Origin of the sequence: Roseburia sp. CLA-AA-H209 (genome assembly GCF_020687575.1) — a bacterium.
In the GTDB taxonomy this organism is placed as follows: Bacteria; Bacillota; Clostridia; order Lachnospirales; family Lachnospiraceae; genus Roseburia_C; species Roseburia_C amylophila.
Genome location: NZ_JAJEQU010000015.1, coordinates 1 through 22544, shown reverse-complemented (window position 1 = coordinate 22544; position 22544 = coordinate 1). Strand labels below are relative to the sequence as shown.

Genomic DNA, 22544 nt, shown 5'->3' with positions numbered 1-22544 from the left:
AAAGAAGGTGAAGCTATGAAATACAATATTATTCCGGTTCAGACGCCGAAGGCAACGGATGCAAGATTGTATACTTATATATTAGATAATTTTGAAGAAATCGACAGTAACCGCACCCGCCCGCTGGTACTTATCTGTCCGGGCGGAGGCTATGAATTTACCTCCGACCGGGAGGCAGAAGCGGTTGCAGTACAGTATATTGCCAGAGGATTTCATGCCTGCGTCCTGCGCTACAGCGTAGCTCCTGCAGAATTTCCCCAGTCCCTCTGCGAACTGGCATGGAGTGTGGCATATTTAAGAGAGCATGCAAAAGAATATGGCATTAAGCCGGATAAAATTATCGTATCCGGATTTTCCGCCGGCGGTCATCTGGCAGCAAGTCTTGGGGTCTTCTGGGATAAGGACTGGCTTGCAAAAGAAACAGGACTTACCGCAGAGCAGATGCGACCAAATGGATTACTGCTTTCTTATCCGGTAATTACATCTGGAACATATGCACATCACGGCAGCATTGAAAACCTGATGGGAACGAAAAAGAGCAAAGAATTAGAAGAGCTTTTAAGTCTGGAGCATCAGGTAGGAAAGCAGGTGCCGCCGGTGTTTATCTGGCATACCTTAACGGACCAGTCGGTGCCAATCCAGAATACACTGATGTTTACGGAAACACTGGTAAAGAATCAGGTTTCCGTGGAAGCTCACATTTTCCCGGAAGGACTGCATGGACTTTCGCTTGCCAATGAAGAAACGCAGATTACGGAGACCGGATTCGGTATTCAGAAACGTTGTCAGGACTGGATAACATTAGCTGGAAAATGGGTGGCAGATTTGGAGGGATAAGATGAAATTTAAAGGAATTTTATTTGACCTGGATGGAGTACTGGTTCATACCGATAAGCTCCATTATCGTGCATGGAAGAAAATAGCTGATGAATGCGGCATTCTCTTTAATGAAGAGATTAACAATCTGCTGCGGGGTGTAAGCAGAATGGAAAGCCTTGAAATTATTTTAAGAAACTACCATGGACCGGCACTTTCCCAGAAAGAAAAGGAAGCACTGGCAGAAGAAAAAAATAATTACTATAAAGAAGAATTAAAGAGCATGACACCGGATGATGTAACCGTCGAAGTCCGTGAAACCTTAGCGGCGTTAAAGGCAGCAGGCATTAAAATTGCCATTGGCTCTTCCAGCAAAAATACAAAATTTATCTTAAAACGGGTGGGGCTTGATGATGTATTTGATGCAGTTTCCGATGGAACAAATATTACAAAATCAAAGCCGGATCCTGAAGTATTTTTAAAAGCGGCAGAATACATTGCTCTTGCACCGGAGGATTGTCTGGTGGTAGAGGATGCAGTTGCCGGAATTGAAGCAGCAAAGCGCGGTGGAATGAAGGCTGCCGGAATCGGGGATGCCGCTTTCTGTGAGAAAACAGATTATCCGATTACAGCTTTTGCTGATTTAAAGGACATTGCACTGTGATTTACTATACATATCCGGGCTTCCGGAATAAGGCACTGACCATAAGCTACGATGATGGCTTATGGTCAGATGTGCATTTACTGGAAATATTGAACCGCTATGGAATCCGGGGAACCTTCAACCTGAATTCCGGCTGCATGACAGAAGAAAGGCGTATTGGAAAAGAGAAAATTCCCGCTCTTTATAAAGGTCATGAAATTGCAACCCATGGGGTTAAACATCTGACCCTTGCCCGTTGTCCCATGACGGATGTGGTAAAAGAAATCTTAGAGGACAGGCAGGCATTGGAAGAACTGACCGGAGAAATTGTCTGCGGCCATGCTTATCCCAATGGCTCCTACAGCCCGGAGATAAAGACGTTATTGCCATCCCTTGGGATTCATTATGCCAGAACAGCAACCGACACAGGATTGTATACACACCCGCAGGACTTCTATGAATGGAATCCAACGTGCCACCATAACAACCGGCTTATGTACCATGCAAAAGAATTCTTATCCTTTGACCTGCCGCAGTTCCAGTATTTATTCTATGTCTGGGGACACAGCTATGAATTCGACCGGGATAACAACTGGGATGTCATCGAAGAATTCTGCAAAATGATTGGCGGTAGAGAGGACATCTGGTATGCTACCAATGCAGAAGTCTGTCATTACCTCATGGCAGTAAAACAGGTTCACACCAGCGTAGATGAGAAGCTGCTTTTCAACGGAAGCGGGCAGGACATTTATCTTATCCGTAACGGAGAAAACATTCTTCTGCGTCCGGGTGAACTACAACGAATTCATTCCCCTGAAAGTCATGGTAAATTGAGAAAAATAGTGCTATAATTCTTGCATTACACTGACTTTACAGGTGGGAGTGAAGGGTTAGAGGAAAGGCATTCGAAGCCGGGGTTATGAAAAAATAGGTTTTCTTTTCACAACTCCGGCTTCGAATAATTTTATCTCACCCCTTCACCCCACCGGAAAATAAGATAAAAGGGGAACACACAATGTTAGCAATGATTGAATCCATCAACAGTGCAGTGAATAATTTCATCTGGGGCGTTCCAGCCATGATCTGCATTATCGGTGTCGGACTATACTTAAGCATCCGCACCAACTTCTTACAGATTCGTAAATTTCCATATGCGATGAAAATTACATTAGGGCGTATGCTCAAGAAAAGAGAAGCATCAGACGGAGCACTGACTCCATTTCAGGCAGTCTGCACAGCACTGGCGGCAACTGTAGGAACCGGAAATGTAGCCGGAGTAGCGGGAGCCATAGCAATCGGTGGACCGGGAGCCATATTCTGGATGTGGATTTCCGCATTGCTTGGAATGTGTACCAAATTCTCGGAAGTAACCCTTGCGGTGCATTTCCGGGAAAGAAATAAAGATGGCGATTACGTTGGCGGCCCGATGTATTACATCAAAAACGGATTAAAGAAACACTGGCACTGGCTGGCGTACCTTTTCTCAGCCTTTGGTGTGCTGACGGTATTTGGAACCGGTAATGCCACACAGGTCAATACCATTACCACAGCCATTGATTCAGCATTATATAATTACAACCTGATTTCTGAAGACGGAGCAGCAACCTTAAATCTGATTATCGGGATCGTACTGGCAGGACTGATTGCATTGATTCTGCTGGGTGGAATCAAACGAATCGGGCAGGTTACAGAGAAGCTGGTTCCGTTTATGGCAATCATGTATATTTTACTGGCACTGGGCGTAATTGTAGTGCATGTAGGCGCAGTTCCGGCAGTATTTTCTGCTATTATAAGAGGCGCATTTGACCCGGCAGCAGTAACCGGCGGTGCAGTAGGAAGCTTTTTCATGAGCATGAAAAAAGGTGTTTCCAGAGGAATCTTTTCCAATGAAGCAGGACTTGGTACCGGCTCCATTGCCCATGCCTGTGCCGATACCAGAAAACCGGTAAAGCAGGGCTTCTTTGGAATCTTTGAAGTATTTATAGATACTATCGTAATCTGTACCCTGACCGCACTGGTTATCCTTTGCAGTGGCGTTCCGGTGGGTTATGGCGCAGCAGCAGGAGCAGAGCTTACCATCAGCGGATTTACTTCCGTTTATGGCGGCTGGGTGTCCATATTTACGGCAGTTGCCATGTGCTGTTTTGCATTTTCTACCATTATCGGCTGGGGCTTATATGGAACCCGCTGTATCGAATTCCTCTTTGGAAGCAAAGCAAATAAGCCATTTATGCTGGTTTACTCACTGGTTGCCATCGTAGGCGCAACCATGAATCTGGGACTGATGTGGAGCATCGCAGAGACCTTTAACGGACTGATGGTAATCCCGAACCTCATTGCCGTATTCTTATTATCCGGCGTTGTAGTGAAGATGGTAAAAGATTATTTTGCAGGCAAAGAGGATGCATAAAAATTATGACAAGAACGCAGGCGTACCGGGTGCTGGGACTAACAGAGGATGCCGACCGGGCGGAAATAAAAAGCCGTTACCGCCAGTTGATGCATAAGCTGCATCCCGACAGCCGGTCAGAAGAAAAAGAAAATTATCCCTATTCCGCCAGAGAGATTAATGAGGCATATGGAATTCTGGTAAAAGGCAAAGGAGCGAAAGATTCCTTTATCAGAAGGACCAAGGAAAGCACCACATCAAAAGCAGAATGGGAAGCAAAGAGACAGCACAGACAGAAAAAGAACTGGAATGCACCGGAAAATCCTCATGCATACTGTATACGAAATATTTATCAATATGTCGAAGATGCGGACGGAGCAGTCATAGGAGAATTTGTGATAACAGAGGGAAAATATCTTTGGACTATCGAAGAGGATTTCCCTCTTTTCTTAAAGAGTATTTTTGCCTGCAGCAACCGGCTGCTGCAGGAGATAGAAGCGAAATTGGAAAAAAGTGTGAGAGAAGAGGAGCGGCTAAAGGTACAGGCGGAACTTACCTATCTCTTGGCACAACAGTTCATTGACGCACCGGAAATTTTAGGGCATTTTTCAGAAACGAAGCGGAAGAATAATACAGAGCAGGAGGAAAATGCAGGGCAAGAGAAAGATGCAGAGCAAAATAGAAAAGCGGAGACTGCCGGACAGCCGGAAGCTGAAATATTTTACTTTGCGGCAATGCTTGAGCTTATGGATACGGTCCATGATATGCGGGCAGGCACACCACTTTTCCCGGCGGCACTGAAACAGCACCGGCTGTTTCTAAAGAAGCAGTCCGGGGAGGCGGCAGGCTACCTTTCCCTGAAGGATGACCGGCTTTATTATATTCTGGTGCCGCTCTTAGAACAGAAGCGGGCAATGGTTAAGATTCAGGTGGCAGCAAAGCAGGATCGGGCAAATATGCGGGGAAGAAAGCGTTATAAGAACCTGGATTTCTGGATAAAAGTGCCAAAAAAATATGCCGGAACTTTCCCGGAAAGCATCGGATTACAGATAGAAAACCTGCTTTTATCCTACGAAAAGAAGATTCATGCCGGAAGCGAATTGTAAAACAGATAAAACAATGCTATAATACACTCTGTATATGTATGTGGTCGTAACAATTGTGTAAAAATATCCGCATTTATATAGGAGAAATTTATGAAGAAAAAAATCAAGCTGAAGGGTCATCTGAAAAATTATATGTACTGGCCGCTGATGCTTACTATTTTGCTGGCATGCATGAACGTGCCGATGTATTTTGTAAATGAAGGGGCAGCGTTACTGGTATCCATTTTCCTTGGAATTTATCTCATTGTTGTGGTGATATCTTATAATGTTAATAAACCGGTGCTGGTGAATGAGCTGATTAATTTTGCCACTCAGTACGGAACGGTGCAGAAGAAGCTGCTCAATGAATTCGAAATACCGTATGCACTTTTGGACTATAACGGAAAGGTTCTCTGGGTCAATGAGAAATTTACGGAGATTACAGGAAAGACCAAAAATTTCCATAAATCCATCACCAGCATTTTTCCGGGCATTACCAGAGAGCTGATTCAGCAGGAGCAGTTCGTGGAAGATGTAAATATGGTCTGGCAGGAGCATAATTTCCGTATTGAAATGAGCAAGATTTATTTTGAGGAAATGGCGGAAAACAGCAGCATTGTATCTATTGAAGAGGATGAACAGTATCTGACAGCGCTGTACCTTTTTGATGAGACAGAGCTTTATAATTACATCCGTGAAAATGAAGAACAGAAGCTGGTGGCAGGTCTTGTATACATAGACAACTATGACGAGGCGTTAGACAGTATTGAAGACGTAAAACGTTCTCTTTTAGTGGCATTGATTGACCGGAAGGTAAACCAGTATTTTACGAAAATGGATGCGCTGGTGCGTAAGATTGAGAAGGACAAATACTTTGTGGTATTCCAGCATAAATATCTTGCGGAGCTGCAGAGCGACCGGTTCAGCCTGATTGAAGATGTTAAGACTGTCAAAGTCGGAAATGAAATGGCGGTGACTTTAAGTATCGGAATCGGTGTCGGCGGTGATACTTATAATCAGAATTATGAATATTCCCGTATGGCAATCGACCTGGCACTGGGTCGGGGCGGCGACCAGGTGGTAGTCAAAGAGGGTGAAAATGTTGTCTACTATGGCGGTAACAGCAAGCAGGTAGAGAAGAACACCCGTGTAAAAGCAAGAGTCAAAGCCCATGCACTGCGGGAGATTATCGAGAGCCGTGAGCATGTTATGATTATGGGACATTCCATTTCCGATACAGATGCTTTTGGTGCGGCAATCGGAATTTACTGCGCCGCAAGAGTATTAGGAAAGAAAGCGCAGATTGTTTTAGACCAGGTAACTTCATCCCTTCGTCCATTGAAGGAAGGTTTTACCACAGAGAAGGGTTATCCGCCGGATATGTTTGTTTCCAGTGAACGTGCGCTGGAGCTGACGGATTATAACACACTGGTTATGGTGGTGGATGTAAACCGTCCGAGCCATACGGAGTGTCCGGGCCTTTTGAAGCGGACCGACAGTATCGTAGTATTTGACCATCACCGCCAGAGCAGTGAGGTCATTTCCAATCCGGTACTTTCCTATATTGAGCCGTATGCATCTTCTACCTGTGAAATGGTAGCAGAGGTGTTGCAGTATTTTACAGAAAATATCAAGCTGGCACCCCACGAAGCGGACTGTATTTATGCTGGAATCTTAATCGATACCAGCAACTTTATGACTAAGACCGGTGTCCGTACCTTTGAAGCAGCTGCTTATCTGAAACGCTGCGGAGCGGAAGTAACCCGTGTAAGAAAAATGCTTCGAAATGATATGGATGCCTACAAAGCCAGAGCAGAAGTGGTGCGCCATGCGGAAGTATACCGCGGTGCATTTGCCATTTCCATCTGTCCGGCAGATAAGATTGAAAGCCCTACCATCGTAGGAGCCCAGGCGGCAGATGAGCTGTTAAATATTGTCGGAATCAAAGCATCCTTTGTATTAACCGAATATCAGGGCAAAATATATGTAAGTTCCCGTTCCATCGATGAAATCAATGTGCAGAAAATCATGGAACGTCTTGGGGGCGGCGGACATCTGAATATGGCAGGCTGCCAGCTTCGTGACTGTACCGTGTCCCAGGCACAACGCATCATAGAAGACACCATCGACGAAATGCTTGAGGAAGGAGATATAGAAGAATGAAAGTAATTTTATTAGCAGATGTAAAATCCCTTGGAAAAAAAGGTGAGGTAGTAAATGTAAGCGATGCATACGCAAGAAATCAGTTAATTCCGAAGAAATTGGGAGTTGAGGCAAACAGCAAGACCTTAAATGACTTAAAGCTGCAGAACAAACATGCAGATAAGGTTGCAGAAGAGAATTATCAGGCAGCATTAAAGCTGGCAGATGAGATAAAGGATAAGACCGTAGAAGTGAAAATGAAAGCCGGAGAAGGCGGAAGAACCTTTGGTTCTGTATCCACCAAAGAGATTTCCCAGGCAACGCATGATCAGCTGGGTCTTGAGTTAGACAAGAAGAAAATGCAGTTAAAAGAAGCCATCAAATCATTTGGTGTATATGAAGTGCCGGTTAAGGTTCATCCAAAGGTAACTGCAACATTACGTGTAAAAGTAACGGAAGAGTAGATTAGGAGGAACCTCCATGGAAGAGGCACTGGTAAAGCGGATTATGCCAAACAGTCTGGAAGCCGAGCAGTCAGTTATCGGTTCCATGATTATGGATAAAGAAGCAATTATGACAGCCGGAGAGATTCTCATCGAAGAGGATTTCTATCACAAGCAGTATGGAATTCTATTTGAATCCATGCTGGATTTGTTTAATGCAGGAGAACCGGTTGACCTGATTACATTGCAGAATAAGTTAAAAGAAAAGGATGTGCCGGCGGAAATCAGCAGCCTGGAATTTGTAAGAGACTTAGTAACATCCGTACCGACATCCGCCAATGTAAAATATTATGCCAATATCGTCAAAGAGAAGGCAGTTCTGCGTAAGCTCATTAAGACCACCCAGTCCATTGAAGATGAATGTTATCTTGGAAAAGAAAGTGTTGAAGACATTCTGGCAGATACCGAGAAGAGTATTTTTAATCTGGTGCAGAATCGTGGCGGCGGAGATTATGTCCCGATTAAGCAGGTCGTAATCAATGCACTGGATAAGATTGAAAAAGCATCCAAGCAAAAAGGCTCCGTAACCGGAATTGCTACCGGCTTCGTGGATCTGGATTACCAGATGGCAGGTCTGCAGCCTTCCGATTTGATTCTGATTGCAGCCCGTCCTTCCATGGGTAAAACGGCGTTTGTATTAAATATCGCACAGTATGTAGCCATTCATTCCCAGCAGACAACAGCAATATTCTCTCTGGAAATGAGTAAGGAACAGTTGGTAAACCGTATGTTTTCTCTGGAATCAAGAGTAGATGCCCAGAAGCTGCGTTCCGGTAATTTGACAGATGCAGACTGGGAAATGCTGATTGAAGGAGCAGGCAACGTAGGCCGTTCCAAATTAATCATTGATGATACGCCGGGTATTTCCATATCCGAGCTTAGAAGTAAATGCCGCAAATATAAATTAGAGCATGATTTGAAATTAATCATCATCGACTACTTACAGTTGATGTCCGGCTCCGGCAGACATTCCGAATCCCGTCAGCAGGAAATCTCAGATATTTCCCGTTCCTTAAAAGCGCTGGCCCGTGAGCTGAATGTGCCGGTAGTGGCACTGTCCCAGTTGAGCCGAGCCGTAGAACAGCGTCCTGACCATCGACCAATGTTATCCGACCTTCGAGAGTCCGGAGCTATCGAGCAGGATGCCGACGTTGTAATGTTCATTTACCGTGATGATTATTACAACAAGGACAGTGAAATGAAAGGAATCTCCGAAATCATCGTGGCCAAGCAAAGAAACGGTCCTATCGGAACCGTCAACCTGGTATGGCTGCCTCAGTACACGAGATTTGCCAATATGGAGAAATAAACATTCCCGGGTGTTGCCTGATAGAGGTAGCATCTATTTCCGAAAAGATAGGACGTATAACAGCAATCAGTAATCTTGAAGCAAAACCGCACCTGAGAAAGAATAACAGAATAAAATCGATACATTCCTCTTTGAAAATTGAAGCCAATTCATTGACGTTTGGACAGGTTCGGGATGTAATTAACGGTAAGACTGTATTTGGTGAACAAAGAGAAATTCAGGAAGTAAAGAATGCCTATGCTGCTTATGAGCATCTTTCAGAAATTAATCCTTATAACATTCGACAGTTAAAACAATTTCATGGAATTATGACAAAGTATCTTGTGGAGGAATCCGGTGAATTTCGTTCCGGTGAAGAAGGTGTCTTTAATAGAAATCAATGTATTTTCATGGCTCCACCGGCACAACTTGTACCACAGCTTATGGATGAGTTATTTACCTGGATGAAAGAAGCGAAGGATAATGTACATCCACTGATTTTAAGTAGTGTATTTCATTATGAATTTGTATTTATCCACCCTTTTTCGGATGGCAATGGCAGAATGGCAAGACTGTGGCACACGGCTATTCTCTCTGACTGGAAACCGGTGTTTGAATATATTCCGATTGAAAGCCAGATTGAGAAGTTTCAGGATGAATATTACGATGCCATTTTCCGGTGCCACGTTGCGGGAGAGTCTACAATTTTTATTGAATTTATGCTGGCTCAAATTGATAAAATTCTGGATGATATTTCTGTTCAAATTAGTGAGAAAAATGAATATCTTCCGGAAGCAGTACAAAAATTGCTTGAAGCTATGGAATATGATGTTCCTTATACAAGCAAAGCGTTGATGGAAAAACTTGGATTAAGTTCGAAAGAGGGATTCCGAAGAAATTATCTTCATCCATCACTTAAAATGAATTTGATTCAGATGACGATACCGGATAAACCGAACAGCAGAAATCAAAGATATGTGAAAAGCTGATAATATGAGAAAACAAGCAAAGCAAGTTTCTTATAATTGTCAGGTATTTGGATCAAAGAATGTGCCTCGGCACATTCTCGCGCCTGCGGCGGTCGCTTGCGACATCTACCTTATACGCCGCAGTTCCCCGCTACAATTCCCGTCCGCATTTCGGACAATACTGAAAGTCTTCTTCTGTCGTAAATCCACAGTAACTGCAATGCTTCATACGATTTTCATATCTACCAAAATGCAGGGTATCAAGCGGAATCTTCGTAACCTCTCCTCTGGCAATTGCCTTGCCTAAGTCGGCACTGATTTCGGTGGTGGCATTACAGCAATTCATGCGCACATAGTAGTGTCGGTTCCATTTAAACAGCGGAATAAAAAAGAAAGAAAAGAACATGTAAGTCATATACACTTCCAGATGTCCATATTTTCCGCAGCAATTACATATTTCTAACTGGTCAAAAGCCAGCTTTTTCTCACCATTTGAAATTCCCATAATAAAAAACATAAAGCAAAACCATCCTTCCTGCATCTTTTGTATACCATAACGCATTTTCCGGATTCCTGCAAATCCATTTTCCTTTATCAAAATCCCATTACCAGACGGAATATGAAGCTTTTCCCCACAGAATGGACAAAAATCATCCGGCGTAATATCTTTTAAATGTAACTGTCGGTGGCAGATAGGACAGCGGATGGTAAGAATACCGAAAATAATTGCACCGAAAGAAATAAAAATTTACCTAAAAAATCTCCACATAGGGCTTGACAAATACATAAAAAATATTATATCTAAAATATAGATTAGTTTTCTATATATAGAGAAGGGGTGAGTGCATGAAAAATTATAATATTTTAATAGTATTTATTCTAATTTCAATTCTATCTGGTTGTGGTGGGAAAAACTATTTAGGAGAAAAGATAGTGGTTTCTACAACAAATCTAAGGTTAATAGAAGACAATAATTCTTTTCTGGAACAGATTGGACAAATAATAGAATCCCAGCAAGAACAAGGTGAAGAATCAGAAGAAATAGAGAAAGAAGAGAATGCTGGTAAAGATGAAGATAGTTCTGCGGATAATATAACAGGCTCATCAGATTCTATTCCTTTAAATCAAATGGGAATTGGTGAAGTCTTAAAAGAATGCAATAAAATACTGCAAGACAGTTATTCGGTTTCTACTGAGTGTCAGGTGATAGAGGGTAGTTTTTATCTGGAGAAAGATGGAAAGCTGTTAGGACGCTATGATGCAAAGTCGGAATTCATTATTTTTGATAAAGTAAATGATAAAAAATATCAGATTTCATTGGATGGCATGGAAAAATCCGTTGAGATAAAGGAAATCAAAGAGTCTGAATCAGCAGATACCATGCAGGCTATGCCGTGGGATGCCGTACGGGAAATGGTAAATGCATTGGATTTTGATACGATAGCAGAGCCGGAAGATGATTACATTTTACTGAATCTTGCAGGAGAGGTAGAGGTCGGTTCCAATGGAATCAATCCGGCATCCGGCAAAAATAAGAAATTTTATACCATCGAAAATGGAACCATGGTGAGTGCAGACCAGCAGATGATACGTGGAAAGCAATATGCGCTGGAGCTGACAGGAGCCACGAACGAAGATGGAAATGCATTGACAGCAGGCAGCCAGATTGTGGTAAAACATGTTGCAGGAGTCTTCCTGAAATGTCAATAATTGTGCGAACCATGCACAATATGTCGGAATAATACGATGGAAAATAATTGCACTGACAAAAGCCGCAGCGTTATAATTTTAAAGAAGAAGCAGTGGCAAAGGAGGAGCAATTATGGACAAGCAACGGTATATGATTTCAGATGCTGCAGCACTTGTAAATGTAGAATCCCATGTACTTAGATACTGGGAAGAAGAGTTAGAACTTACGGTACCCCGCAACGAAATGGGACACCGTTATTATACAAAAGAAAACATTGAGCAATTCATGAAGATAAAAGAATGGAAAGAGCAGGGTTATCAGTTAAAGGCAATCAAGCTTTTAATACATAATGGCGGCAGGGAAGATGCACCGGAGCTATTAGCGGCAACAGCAGCATCGGAGCCGGCAAAGCAGACTCTTTCCACGGAGGTAGAGGACAACACAAGGCGGATGGAGCAGTTCCAGCATATGATGGCACAGATTGTAAAAGGTGCGATTGCAGAAAACAATCATGCACTGGGAAAAGAAGTCAGCGAACTGGTGCGGGATTATGTATTAAAAGAAATGAATTATCTGATGAGGGAACAGGATGAGGCGGAGGAAGAACGCTATAAGAAACTGGACGAGCTGATTCGTCAGAGCCTGAAGGCAAAGGGAAAGAAAGAGAAGAAGCTGTTTCATAAGAAACAGGAATGGAAACCAAATGAAGCATAGCCTCACAAATGAGGGCATAACTACGAGAAACACGCTTTGCGAGTTTCTCGCATAAAAAAAGAAGCTGTGTGGCGAAACCAACAGCTTCTTTTGAATTAAGTACGAAAATTATTCCTGGCTGATAGCTCCTGTAGGGCAAGCACCTGCACAAGTTCCACACTCGATGCAAGTATCAGCAGCGATTTCGTATTTTCCATCTCCTGCAGAGATAGCTCCAACTGGGCATTCACCTTCGCAAGTACCGCAGCTTACACATGAATCAGAAATTACATATGCCATTTTATCGTCCTCCTTTAAAAATAATAAACAATGTATAGGCTAGAATTCTAGCTTGCAATTATTTTAATACAAAAAATTATGATTTACAATACCTCTTCCTCATGTACTAAAGAAAAAGCAATCGTGTATATAATTACGGACAAAAGGGAAAACTAATTGCATATTTTATCGGGAGGGATTATAATAACACCATTGACAACAAGAAGGAGGAAAAGAATATGGCACAGGTAACCGGAGATACCATGATTGGTGAATTACTTCAGATTGACGAGAACATTGCACCGATTCTTTTAAATATTGGAATGCACTGCTTAGGATGCCCATCCTCTCAGATGGAGACAATTGAACAGGCAGCAATGGTTCATGGAATCGAGCCACAGTCTTTAGTTGATGAAATCAATGATTTCCTTGCAAAAGACGGCAAGTAAGAAATAGAGACAAATAAAAGACCAGAACAGTCCGATAATCGAATGCCTTAAGGCTTGAAGATATCGTGTGTTCTGGTCTTTTTATCTTTTTTAAATTTCTGCCAGTACCTGTAGTGCCTGCTCTTTAATCAGAGGTAGGAAATGCTCATCGAAGTAAGCCTGCGAAGCACGGCTGTATTTCTCAGTGGAAGCGTATTCCGATAAGATGTTGCAGACCTTATTGAAATCTTCCGGAGAATGGTGTCCCTTGTGCAGTACCAGATAAAAGGCACTCTTATTCGGATTCTTGTAAAGGAAATTCCGGTCGTTATAAAAGCCATTTAAAATACGGGCAAGATTGCTGATTTTCTCTAAGCTGTCGAAGACGAACAGCCGGGTAATATCTACCACCGGTTCTACGACAGGCTTCGGAGCAGGAGAGGCAGCCTTCTTGACAGGAGCTTCTGCCGGGGCAGCAGCCTTCACTGACTTGGCAAGTTCGCTCTTCTGCTTCTCCTGAAGCTGTTTGAAGAAGCCTAAAATATCATCGGCTCCAGCTGCAGGAGTGTTCTTTGCATCTGCAAAATCCGGATATTCATTTTCGTCCGGCTCTGAAAATTTGGAAAACCGGGTGTCTAACTCTTCCGGGCATTCTACCTTGGTAATAATAAGCAATACTGTATCTTGTGTCAGGGGAACGGCTTCTATCATAAGAGGCATATCCTCGGCTTCAAATCCAAATTCATAATTCGCCTGCTGCATCATGTCACGAAACAGGGACTTTGCTTTCTCCGTGCCATATGCTAACTCACTCAGCTTCAGATGGCGGTCATCTAAGTCTGCTCTGGTAAGTGTGCAGCGAATCTGGTTGTCATTCACTTTTTCAATTTTCATAAAAATCACTTCCTTATCTATAGAAAATTGTATGAAGTTTACGCCTATATTATAATGGAATGAAAAATACTTGTAAACCGGTAAAAAATATTAAAGTTTTCTAAAAAGTCTAAAAAAACAGATTTTCTATTGCAAAGCATAATTGCTTTGTGCTATAAACTATTCCAAGAGATGCGTTCCGGTTCCTTTGAAAGAAGGAAGGGGCGGAACATATAGAAACACAAATTTTGTTTGACAGATACGAGCTGTTGTCGGAGTTAGGAAGCGGCGCAGCAGGAAAGGTGTATCTTGCCAGACATCTGAAGTTGGAGACATATCGTGCAATAAAGTGTATTTCAAAGACACGTTCTATGCCGTCTTCAATTCTTTCTGAAGCGAACATTCTCGCTAAGTTACGACATCCCGGAATTCCAATTGTATATGATATAGAGGAAGATGAAGCCTTTTATTATATCATTGAGGAATATGTTGAAGGGGAATCGTTAGAGAAGTTGCTTTGGAATACGTCAGTTTCCCAGGAGTATATGATACAGATTGGCATACAGCTTTGCGGAATCGTTTCATTCCTGCACAGCCAGAAACCATTTCCGGTATTACATCAGGATTTAAAACCGTCGCACATTATAGTATGTGGGAATCAGGTAAAATTAATCGATTTTGGAATTGCATCATATATTACCAGTCGTGGAAAAAATTATCAGAACTATGGAACAAAAGGTTTTGCGGCACCGGAGCAGTACGGGGAATATGAACTGCATACGGCAAGCGATATTTATGCAATCGGGGCTATTTTTTTACTTTATATTAAGAAGCATTCCCACAAAAGCAGCTCGGCATTCCGGCATATCGCACAAAAAGCCACAAGAAAAAATCCAAACAAGCGTTACAAGAGCGCCGGGGAATTACAACAGGCACTAACCCGTGCGTTAAAGCAGAAGGGGAATCGGAAAGAGCATCTCTTAAAAAGCATATCTGTTGTGGGGGCAGAATCCGGAGTCGGAACCACCCATATAGCCATTGCACTGACTTCATTTTTTAATGCAGGGGGCGCAAATGCCCTGTATCGGGAAATTCAGTCCGAAAAGAGGGAAAAGATAAGTAATGTGGTGGAACAAATTGGGCGGAGCCGTGAGGCAGAGTGCGAAGAAGATATCGTCATCTGCCGGAATTTCCGGGGAAGTGAGTCAATCGGCAGCGGGGAATACACACTCATTTTCGATTATGGAGCTGCAGTGGAAGAAGCCTGCATGGAAGAGGCTGAGATTACAGTACTCGTAGTGAATCTGTCTTTGTGGAAGCGGGAGGCTTCCATGAAAGCCTGGCAAACGTTACGTTGTGTACCAAATCTTAAAATTATCTGTAATCACAGCAGCCCCATGGAGGCGAGAGAATTTGCAGCTTTCATCGGAAGAGAAGTGTACTGTTATCCGAGGGACACAATGCCATTTGATGGTGGCAGAGAAAAGGAAGCATTCTTCACACAAATGCTTTCGAAAGAAGGGAGAAGATAACAAACCATGGAAGAAAGAAAAAGTATCGGAATATTTGGTGTGCAGCAGGGCGTGGGTGTGACGCATCTGTGCACTGCGCTGACCCATTACTGTGCGGACTGCCTGAAAAGTCACACGGCATTGGTGGAATTAAGTGGAAATCACGAATTGGAAGAACTGCAGAAACAGCAGCAGGGTAAATGGGGGCGGCCGGACAGAAAACACTATTTTGCAAATGCGGGAAGTGATAATATGCCGGAATATATCCGACAGGGCTATGAATATTACATCATAGACGGCGGAAGTGAGTTTTACAGGATTCGTCGGGAATTCTTGCGCTGTGACCGGAAGCTGATTCTGGTTTCCTTAAGTCCATGGAAACGAAAGGAATTAGAGTATTTTATGTCCGTCATATGGGAAGAGGAAAAGTGTTTGGATAACGTGACGTTTCTGGCACAGTTTGGGATGAAAAAAGATAAAAAAGATTTTCAGAAACAATACCGCATACCAATCCATACCCTTCCTTTTATGGAGGACCCGCTTCATTTAAAAGAAGCAGAGCGCCTGTTTTTAAAAACTTTAGTTTAACATATCACGAACGCTTATCCTTTTGGAAAAGGAAAGTAGAAAGCAGGCATGTAAATTTAACAGAAACCAAAAACAAAAAAGATGAATAAATAGAAATATATGCTTTTGATGTGAGAAGGTTACCCTGAATGCTTACTCACACCGCTGCAGAATGCAGCACAATGTAAAGAAAAAGAAAGGTAAGAGGCACAGACAAAAATTATAGTCTGTGCCTCTTTTTACGCGGGAAATTCGCAAAGCGTGTTTCCAGGTGGTTTTTACTTGAAATTTTCCCACCAATGACGTATGCTTATGGCAAAGAAAACAAAAATGGAAAACCATAAGAAAATAGAACAGTAAAGTACAGGAGGACGCAGGCTTGGAGAGAACGCAGCGAACGAACAGACCGACAAATGGAAATAGAAATAGAAACAGAAACAGGAACCGCAGACGGAACAGAAAAAACACGAAATTAGCACCGGTTATTGTGGTAATCGTATTGATATTACTGGTGCTGCTGATTACCGTAGGAACGAAAATCATTCAGAAATATATTCCGAGTAAAGAGCATCAGGATATGACAGAATATTATCATTTACAGGCGGATGATGATATTTCGCTGGTGGTGGATCATGAAGTGTTAGAAACACCGGGCAAATATATAGATGGCGAAGTATATGTGGATTATGAAACGGTACATGACCGCTTCAATGACCGTTTTTACTGGGATGCCAATGAAAATGTATTGCTTTATACACTGCCGGATAATCTCGTTACCGTGGCAGCAGGTAGCAATACTTATCAGGTAGGGAAGGAAAATCAGAGTGCAGATTATACAATTGTCCGGAATGACAGCAATACCATGTATCTTGCACTTGATTTCGTAGAGCAGTATACCAATATTACCCACGAAGTATATGAAGGCCCGAATCGTACCGTAATCAATACCGTGTGGGGGGATGTGGATACAGCACCGGCGAAGAAGGCAACACAGCTTCGTTTAAAGGGCGGTATCAAGAGTCCGATCGTGAAAGACTTAGAAAAAGGTGAGACCCTGACAATTTTGGATGCAGGTGACAGCTGGACCAAAGCCATGACAGAAGATGGTGTTATCGGATACCTTAAGAATAAGTTCGTAGGAAAAGTAACCACTGAAACCTTGAACAATGATTTTACAGAGCCGGAATTTACCCATATTTCCAAGGACTTTACCATAGAAATGGCATGGCATCAGGTGACAACAAAGGATGCCAACAGCACCATTGCAACGGTATTGCAGAATACCAAAGGAATCAATGTAATCGCACCGACCTGGTTCTACTTAAATGATAATAACGGTAACATTGCAAACCTTGCATCACTGGATTATGTAAACTACTGCCATCAGAATAATATTGAGGTCTGGGGACTGGTAAGCAATCTTGAAAATAAAGAAGTGGACACAGCTGCTGTTCTGACCCATACCTCTACAAGACAGTATCTGGTCAATCAGATTATTTCAGCAGCAATCCAGTACGATTTGGATGGAATCAATCTGGATTTTGAATCCTTAAACAGTGAAGCAGTGGGAGACAGCTATATCCAGTTTATCCGCGAACTTTCCTTAAAATGTGCAAACAACGGCGTGGTATTATCCGTGGACAACTATGTGCCGAGTGCTTATACCGCATTTTATGACCGGGAAGAACAGGCAAATTTTGCTGATTATGTAGTGATTATGGGATATGATGAGCATTATGCCGGTTCAGATGAAGGATCTGTTGCATCCATTGGATTTGTAACCAACGGAGTAGCCGATACCTTAAAGGAAGTACCTGCAGACCAGATCATTCTGGGATGTCCGTTCTATACAAGAATATGGGCAGAGACACCAAAGGCAGATGATGAAGAAGATACAACAGCTGCAGAGGATTATATACCATATGATTTGACCAGCGAAGCTGTTGGTATGGATACGGTACAGAAACGTCTGGAATTAAATGGAGCAACGCCGACCTGGTCGGAAGAAGATGGGCAGAATTACGCAGAATATGTAAATGATGGGGTTATCTATAAAGTCTGGATAGAAGATGCAGCTTCCCTTGAGAAGAAGTTAGAAGTCATGAAGTCAAATAAACTTGCGGGAATATCTTTCTGGAAGCTTGGCTTTGAGACAGACAGCATCTGGGATACCATTATAAAATATACAAATAACTAAAGTGTAAAACCGCAACGGAGAGGCCCATGAAAAAGTTGTTATGGATATTTCCGAAGAAATTGCGAAGTTTAAAGTAGATTAACAGATAAAACAGGATAATTGAGCCGGCACTTTCATATTTATTATAAAGAAAAGAATTAGGAAGTGTGGTTTGAAAAAAAGAATGGAATTATATATGGCAGTTCTTCTACTGGTGGCAGTATGCCTGTTATCAAAAGAAGGAGCAGTGCTGGTAAGCAGCATGCGGGCGGCAGAAGAAAAGCCATGTATCGTTGTGGACGCAGGCCATGGCGGTGATGACCCGGGCAAAATCGGGATTCACGGCGAACTGGAAAAGGACATTAACCTTGCCATTGCAAAGAAGGTAAAAGCCCGTCTGGAAAAAGAAAATATAACAGTGATTCTGACCCGGGAGACAGACGAAAGTCTTGATAAAGGGGAGAGCGGCAGCAAAAAGGTGGCAGATATGCGTAACCGCTGCCGGCTGATTGATGAGGCGAAGCCGTTATTTACCATAAGTGTCCATCAGAACAGTTATACGGAAGAGTCCATAAGCGGAGCCCAGTGCTTCTATTTTGGACAGTCCGAGGAGGGCAGAAAAATTGCCGGGATTATGCAGGAAAGCCTGCGGTCGCATCTGGATACGGAAAATAAGCGGGAAGCAAAAGCCAATGAGAGTTACTATCTCCTGAAAAAAACGGCATATCCTACGGTAATCGTAGAATGCGGCTTCTTAAGTAATTCCGAGGAGGCCGCGAAATTATCTACCGGGGAATATCAGGAGGCAGTGGCAGAGGCCATTGCGGATGGAATTCTAGACTGTCTGGGCAATGAAACAGTAGATACGGAAGAAGCCGGCATGAGTAATGAGACTGCAGATACAGAAAAACAGAAAACGAAACAGCATTGAAATGCATCAGAAATAAAGAAAGATTACAAAAAAAGATTCCAGCCATAATGGTTTGGAATCTTTTGCTTTCTTATATTTTTCCCGGGTTTAGCCCATCACAGAAAAATGATAGAGTGTCTTGGAACGGAAATTCTCGCCTGCTTTTAAAACAACAGAAGGGAAATGTTCGATATTAATTGCATTTGGATAATGCTGTGTCTCTAAACATACTGCGGAATATGGCGGATAATCTTTGCCATCAATTCCTTTCTGATGAAGGGTATAACAAGGGACATAGAGCTGTACACCTGGCTGGTCGGTAAAGCAGGTCATCCGTATGCCGCTTTCCTTAGACTGTAAAACAGCTGCCTCTCTTAAGCCGTCGCCATTGATTACAAAGTTGTGGTCGTAAGTGCCGCCTAATTTTAACTGGGCATTGTCACAGTGAATGCCGTCACCGATTTTCTTCATCTCACGGAAATCAAATGGGCTTCCCTCCACAGAGAGAAATGCACCGGTAGGACACTGCGTATCATCTAGTTCTGTAATTGCATCTGCATCAATGCGTAATTCCTGATCTAATACAGTACCGTTTCCTTCCCCATTCAGATTGAAGTAACCGTGGCTGGTTACAGAGAATACGGTATCCTGATCACAGGATGCCTCGTAAACAATAGATAATTCATTGTCTTCAGACCATCCGTAGGTAACGGAAACTGTAAGGTTACCCGGATAACCTTCTTCTCCATCCGGAGAAATGCGGGTAAATGTAACTTTATCGTCTGTAACTTTTCCGGTCCATACACGCTGGGCAAATCCCGTAGGACCACCATGCAGGTGGTTTGGCCCATTATTAATGGCAAGATTGTATTCTTTATCATTTAAGGTAAAGTGCCCTTTGGCGATACGGTTGGCGCATCGACCGACAACAGCTCCCAGGCTGGCATCATCAGCAAGATACTCATCGGCATTCATTAAGCCTAAAATTACATCGGTCAGTTTTCCCTCTTTATTCGGAACCATAATCTTAATAATACGGCATCCATAATCCGAAAGTGTAACGGAAGCGCCGGATGCATTTTCAATAGTATAAAGGGAAATCGGCTGATTATCTTTGGTCATGCCAAATTCGTTTTTTGTAATTTTCATCTGGAAACTCCTTTCCATAATATTCTAGTGAACGTACTGATTATGCCACACTTAGGTCTACATAGCAAGTAGGAAGTGAGGTTTTCGGGTGATTTCGATTTTCGACGAAAATGGATTTTGAAAACAATTCCAGTTCTTGAACACATAAAGGGAACGTGATATAATAGGCGTTATGAAAACAGAAGTGATAAAAATAGATCAGAATAATATGGATACAGAAGCACTGGAACGTGCAGCCACAATTATCCGGGATGGCGGGCTGGTGGCATTTCCAACTGAGACGGTATATGGACTGGGCGCAGATGCACTGAGTGCAGAGGCATCGAAGAAAATTTATGCGGCAAAGGGAAGACCATCTGATAATCCTTTGATTGTTCATGTGGCAGAATTTTCAGACATGGAGAAAATCGCACAGGAGATGCCGGAAGAAGCAAAGAAACTTGCAGATGCATTCTGGCCGGGGCCGCTGACCATGATTGTGCGCAAAAATGATAAGGTTCCATATGAAACTACAGGGGGGATGGATACGGTGGCAGTCCGCATGCCTAATCACCCGGTTGCACTGGAACTGATCAGGAGAAGCGGTGGATATATTGCAGCACCGAGTGCCAATACATCCGGTAAACCGAGTCCGACTCTGGCAGAGCATGTAGCATTTGATATGGATGGCAGAATTCCGATGATACTGGATGGGGGTCCTGTGGGAATTGGAATTGAATCCACGATTGTTGATCTGACAGAAGACATACCAATGATTTTAAGACCGGGCTATATTACACCGAAAATGTTAGAAAAGGTAATCGGGGAAGTGAAAATGGATCCTGGAATTATTGCTTCGGATTCGCTGCAGAAGCCGAAAGCACCGGGTATGAAATATAAGCATTATGCACCGAAAGCAGATTTGATTCTGGTAGACGGAGAAGAAGAGAAGGTAGTAGCAAAGATTAATGCTTTGGCAAAGGAAGCGGTTCTACTGGGGAAGAAGGTAGGAATCATCGGAACAGACGAAACGATAGACCGTTATCCGGAAGGCGAAGTGGTAAGTATTGGTGCACGCAGTGATGAGGATGCAATTGCAAAGCATTTGTATAAACTGTTGCGGGACTTTGATGAGAAAGAAGTAGATATTATTTACTCTGAGAGTTTTGCAACTCCGCGTATTGGGCAGGCAATTATGAACCGTCTGCTGAAGGCTGCAGGACATCAGGTGATTACAGTTTAGAGGAGGTTTTTATGAAGCCATACAATCGCATTGTATTCGTGGCGGAAAGCGGAACATGCAGGGCACCCATGGCGGCCGGTATTTTTCGGGAATATTCCCTGAATCATCCGGTAGAAGTGTTGGTGAGAGGTCTTGTGGTATTATTCCCGGAACCACTGAATCAGAAGGCAGAAGCTGTTATGATAAGCAATGGCATTAACTTGGAAGGTTTTATGTCAAGCCAGATTACAGCAGGGGATTTTGGCGAAGATACATTGGTGCTTACAATGGAAGCACAGCAGAGACAGAAATTATTGGAAATGTTTCCAGAGGCGAAGGAAGAAAATGTCCAGGTACTGACAGAGTTAGTAGGGGATGAACTGGAAATCCTAGACCCTTACGGCGGCACACTTCAGTCATACGGGCTTTGCTTTGAGACCATGAATAAGAGTATAAAAAAATTAGTAAAATTATTAAACGAAGGAGAATGATATGTCAAAAGTATTTGTAATGGATCATCCACTGATTCAGCATAAAATCGGCTGGATAAGAAGAAAAGAAACGGGTTCTAAGGAGTTCCGTACATTAATCAGCGAAATCGCTATGTTAATGTGCTACGAGGCAACCAGGGATTTGAAACTTACCGATATCGAAATTGAGACTCCAATCTGCAAGACAACTGTAAAAGAGTTAAAAGGAAAGAAACTGGCAGTAGTACCAATCCTGCGTGCAGGTCTTGGAATGGTAGACGGAATGCTTGCAATGATTCCTGCAGCAAAAGTCGGACACATCGGACTTTACCGTGACCCACAGACATTAAAACCGGTAGAATATTACTGCAAGCTTCCAGAGGATTGCGATGAGCGTGAAGTATTTGTTGTAGACCCGATGCTGGCAACCGGTGGTTCTTCTATAGCAGCTATCCAGATGTTAAAAGACAGAGGTGTAAAGAATATCCGGTTTATGTGCATCATTGCAGCACCGGAAGGTGTAAAGGCAATGCAGGAAGCACATCCGGACGTAGACATTTATATCGGAGCATTAGATGAGAAATTGAATGAGCACTGCTATATCGTACCAGGACTTGGTGATGCAGGAGACAGGATATTCGGAACAAAATAAGTTCGAAGATATATGAAATGTGAAGGGTTCTTAAGGGAGTATCCCAAAGTTTGTGTAAACCTCCAAACTGATGTAAGATAAAATTACTCAGTTTGGAGGTTATTTTTATGG

The 22544-nt window shown here is 42.8% G+C and carries 23 protein-coding genes; 19 read left to right on the top strand and 4 right to left on the bottom strand.

The genetic code is table 11. The features are described from left to right. Positions 1–15: 15 nt before the first annotated feature. The 9 genes from LKD41_RS12450 (at position 16) to LKD41_RS12410 (ending at position 9855) form a co-directional block, all read left to right on the top strand. Positions 16–837 carry an alpha/beta hydrolase gene (locus tag LKD41_RS12450; RefSeq protein ID WP_227701369.1) on the top strand — a complete coding sequence of 274 codons (822 nt, stop codon included), beginning with the start codon at positions 16–18 and terminating at the stop codon, positions 835–837. 1 nt (position 838) lies between these two features. Then, entirely contained in the window at positions 839–1480 is a 642-nt protein-coding gene (pgmB, locus tag LKD41_RS12445) for a beta-phosphoglucomutase (RefSeq protein WP_227701368.1), read from the top strand. Then, positions 1477–2310 carry a polysaccharide deacetylase family protein gene (locus LKD41_RS12440; protein WP_227701367.1) on the top strand — a complete coding sequence of 278 codons (834 nt, stop codon included), beginning with the start codon at positions 1477–1479 and terminating at the stop codon, positions 2308–2310. The genes pgmB and LKD41_RS12440 overlap by 4 nt, the downstream gene beginning before the upstream one ends. Positions 2311–2474: 164 nt before the next feature. Beyond that, on the top strand, positions 2475–3869 hold the full coding sequence (locus tag LKD41_RS12435) for an alanine/glycine:cation symporter family protein (RefSeq protein WP_227701366.1): 1395 nt from the start codon (positions 2475–2477) through the stop codon (positions 3867–3869). Positions 3870–3874: 5 nt separating this feature from the next. Beyond that, a complete protein-coding gene (locus tag LKD41_RS12430; RefSeq protein WP_227701365.1) occupies positions 3875–4954 on the top strand; it encodes a J domain-containing protein in 1080 nt (359 codons plus the stop codon). Between the two features lie 90 nt (positions 4955–5044). Next, positions 5045–7096, top strand: a complete 2052-nt coding sequence (locus LKD41_RS12425; RefSeq protein WP_022242557.1) for a DHH family phosphoesterase — start codon at positions 5045–5047, stop codon at positions 7094–7096. Beyond that, on the top strand, positions 7093–7539 hold the full coding sequence (gene rplI, locus LKD41_RS12420) for a 50S ribosomal protein L9 (protein WP_117699175.1): 447 nt from the start codon (positions 7093–7095) through the stop codon (positions 7537–7539). Before LKD41_RS12425 ends, rplI begins: the two co-directional genes overlap by 4 nt. Positions 7540–7555: 16 nt before the next feature. Beyond that, complete coding sequence (dnaB, locus tag LKD41_RS12415) at positions 7556–8887, top strand: replicative DNA helicase (protein WP_117699176.1); 1332 nt, start codon at positions 7556–7558, stop codon at positions 8885–8887. A 152-nt stretch (positions 8888–9039) separates the two neighbouring features. Beyond that, positions 9040–9855, top strand: coding sequence for a Fic family protein (locus tag LKD41_RS12410; RefSeq protein ID WP_227701364.1), 816 nt, complete (start codon positions 9040–9042; stop codon positions 9853–9855). 130 nt (positions 9856–9985) lie between these two features. Here LKD41_RS12410 and LKD41_RS12405 read toward each other — a convergent pair whose 3' ends face one another. Beyond that, positions 9986–10351, bottom strand: a complete 366-nt coding sequence (locus LKD41_RS12405) for a zinc ribbon domain-containing protein (protein ID WP_118639457.1) — start codon at positions 10349–10351, stop codon at positions 9986–9988. Positions 10352–10767: 416 nt separating this feature from the next. Between LKD41_RS12405 and LKD41_RS12400 the strand changes: the two genes are divergently transcribed. Both LKD41_RS12400 and LKD41_RS12395 read left to right on the top strand, forming a co-directional pair. Continuing rightward, positions 10768–11544: a hypothetical protein gene (locus tag LKD41_RS12400; RefSeq protein ID WP_227701363.1), complete on the top strand. Its 777-nt coding sequence runs from the start codon at positions 10768–10770 to the stop codon at positions 11542–11544. 112 nt (positions 11545–11656) lie between these two features. Continuing rightward, positions 11657–12238, top strand: a complete 582-nt coding sequence (locus LKD41_RS12395; RefSeq protein WP_022242563.1) for a MerR family transcriptional regulator — start codon at positions 11657–11659, stop codon at positions 12236–12238. Positions 12239–12346: 108 nt separating this feature from the next. Here LKD41_RS12395 and LKD41_RS12390 read toward each other — a convergent pair whose 3' ends face one another. Continuing rightward, a complete protein-coding gene (locus LKD41_RS12390) occupies positions 12347–12517 on the bottom strand; it encodes a DUF362 domain-containing protein (RefSeq protein WP_022242564.1) in 171 nt (56 codons plus the stop codon). A gap of 218 nt (positions 12518–12735) precedes the next feature. Here LKD41_RS12390 and LKD41_RS12385 point away from each other — a divergent pair, with 218 nt between their 5' ends. Beyond that, entirely contained in the window at positions 12736–12945 is a 210-nt protein-coding gene (locus LKD41_RS12385) for a DUF1858 domain-containing protein (protein ID WP_022242565.1), read from the top strand. A gap of 90 nt (positions 12946–13035) precedes the next feature. Here LKD41_RS12385 and LKD41_RS12380 read toward each other — a convergent pair whose 3' ends face one another. Continuing rightward, on the bottom strand, positions 13036–13818 hold the full coding sequence (locus tag LKD41_RS12380) for an adaptor protein MecA (protein WP_227701362.1): 783 nt from the start codon (positions 13816–13818) through the stop codon (positions 13036–13038). Positions 13819–14045: 227 nt separating this feature from the next. Between LKD41_RS12380 and LKD41_RS12375 the strand changes: the two genes are divergently transcribed. The 4 genes from LKD41_RS12375 (at position 14046) to LKD41_RS12360 (ending at position 18982) form a co-directional block, all read left to right on the top strand. Then, the gene (locus LKD41_RS12375) at positions 14046–15329 is read left to right on the top strand and encodes a serine/threonine protein kinase (protein ID WP_227701361.1); all 1284 of its coding nucleotides are present in this window, start codon (positions 14046–14048) and stop codon (positions 15327–15329) included. Positions 15330–15335: 6 nt separating this feature from the next. After that, the gene (locus tag LKD41_RS12370) at positions 15336–15896 is read left to right on the top strand and encodes a hypothetical protein (protein WP_117698869.1); all 561 of its coding nucleotides are present in this window, start codon (positions 15336–15338) and stop codon (positions 15894–15896) included. Positions 15897–16254: 358 nt separating this feature from the next. Beyond that, positions 16255–18072: a glycosyl hydrolase family 18 protein gene (locus tag LKD41_RS12365; protein WP_227701360.1), complete on the top strand. Its 1818-nt coding sequence runs from the start codon at positions 16255–16257 to the stop codon at positions 18070–18072. 151 nt (positions 18073–18223) lie between these two features. Next, a complete protein-coding gene (locus tag LKD41_RS12360) occupies positions 18224–18982 on the top strand; it encodes an N-acetylmuramoyl-L-alanine amidase (RefSeq protein WP_227701359.1) in 759 nt (252 codons plus the stop codon). Positions 18983–19069: 87 nt separating this feature from the next. On the opposite strand, the gene LKD41_RS12355 is transcribed toward LKD41_RS12360, so the two are convergent. Further along, entirely contained in the window at positions 19070–20110 is a 1041-nt protein-coding gene (locus LKD41_RS12355; protein WP_227701358.1) for an aldose epimerase family protein, read from the bottom strand. 172 nt (positions 20111–20282) lie between these two features. Between LKD41_RS12355 and LKD41_RS12350 the strand changes: the two genes are divergently transcribed. Genes LKD41_RS12350 through upp form a run of 3 tightly spaced genes read left to right on the top strand, consistent with a single transcriptional unit; the run spans position 20283 to position 22433 of the window. After that, positions 20283–21332, top strand: coding sequence for an L-threonylcarbamoyladenylate synthase (locus LKD41_RS12350; RefSeq protein WP_227701357.1), 1050 nt, complete (start codon positions 20283–20285; stop codon positions 21330–21332). Positions 21333–21343: 11 nt separating this feature from the next. After that, complete coding sequence (locus LKD41_RS12345) at positions 21344–21802, top strand: arsenate reductase/protein-tyrosine-phosphatase family protein (RefSeq protein ID WP_022242834.1); 459 nt, start codon at positions 21344–21346, stop codon at positions 21800–21802. Position 21803: 1 nt separating this feature from the next. Further along, a complete protein-coding gene (gene upp, locus LKD41_RS12340; protein ID WP_227701356.1) occupies positions 21804–22433 on the top strand; it encodes a uracil phosphoribosyltransferase in 630 nt (209 codons plus the stop codon). Positions 22434–22544 lie beyond the last annotated feature (111 nt).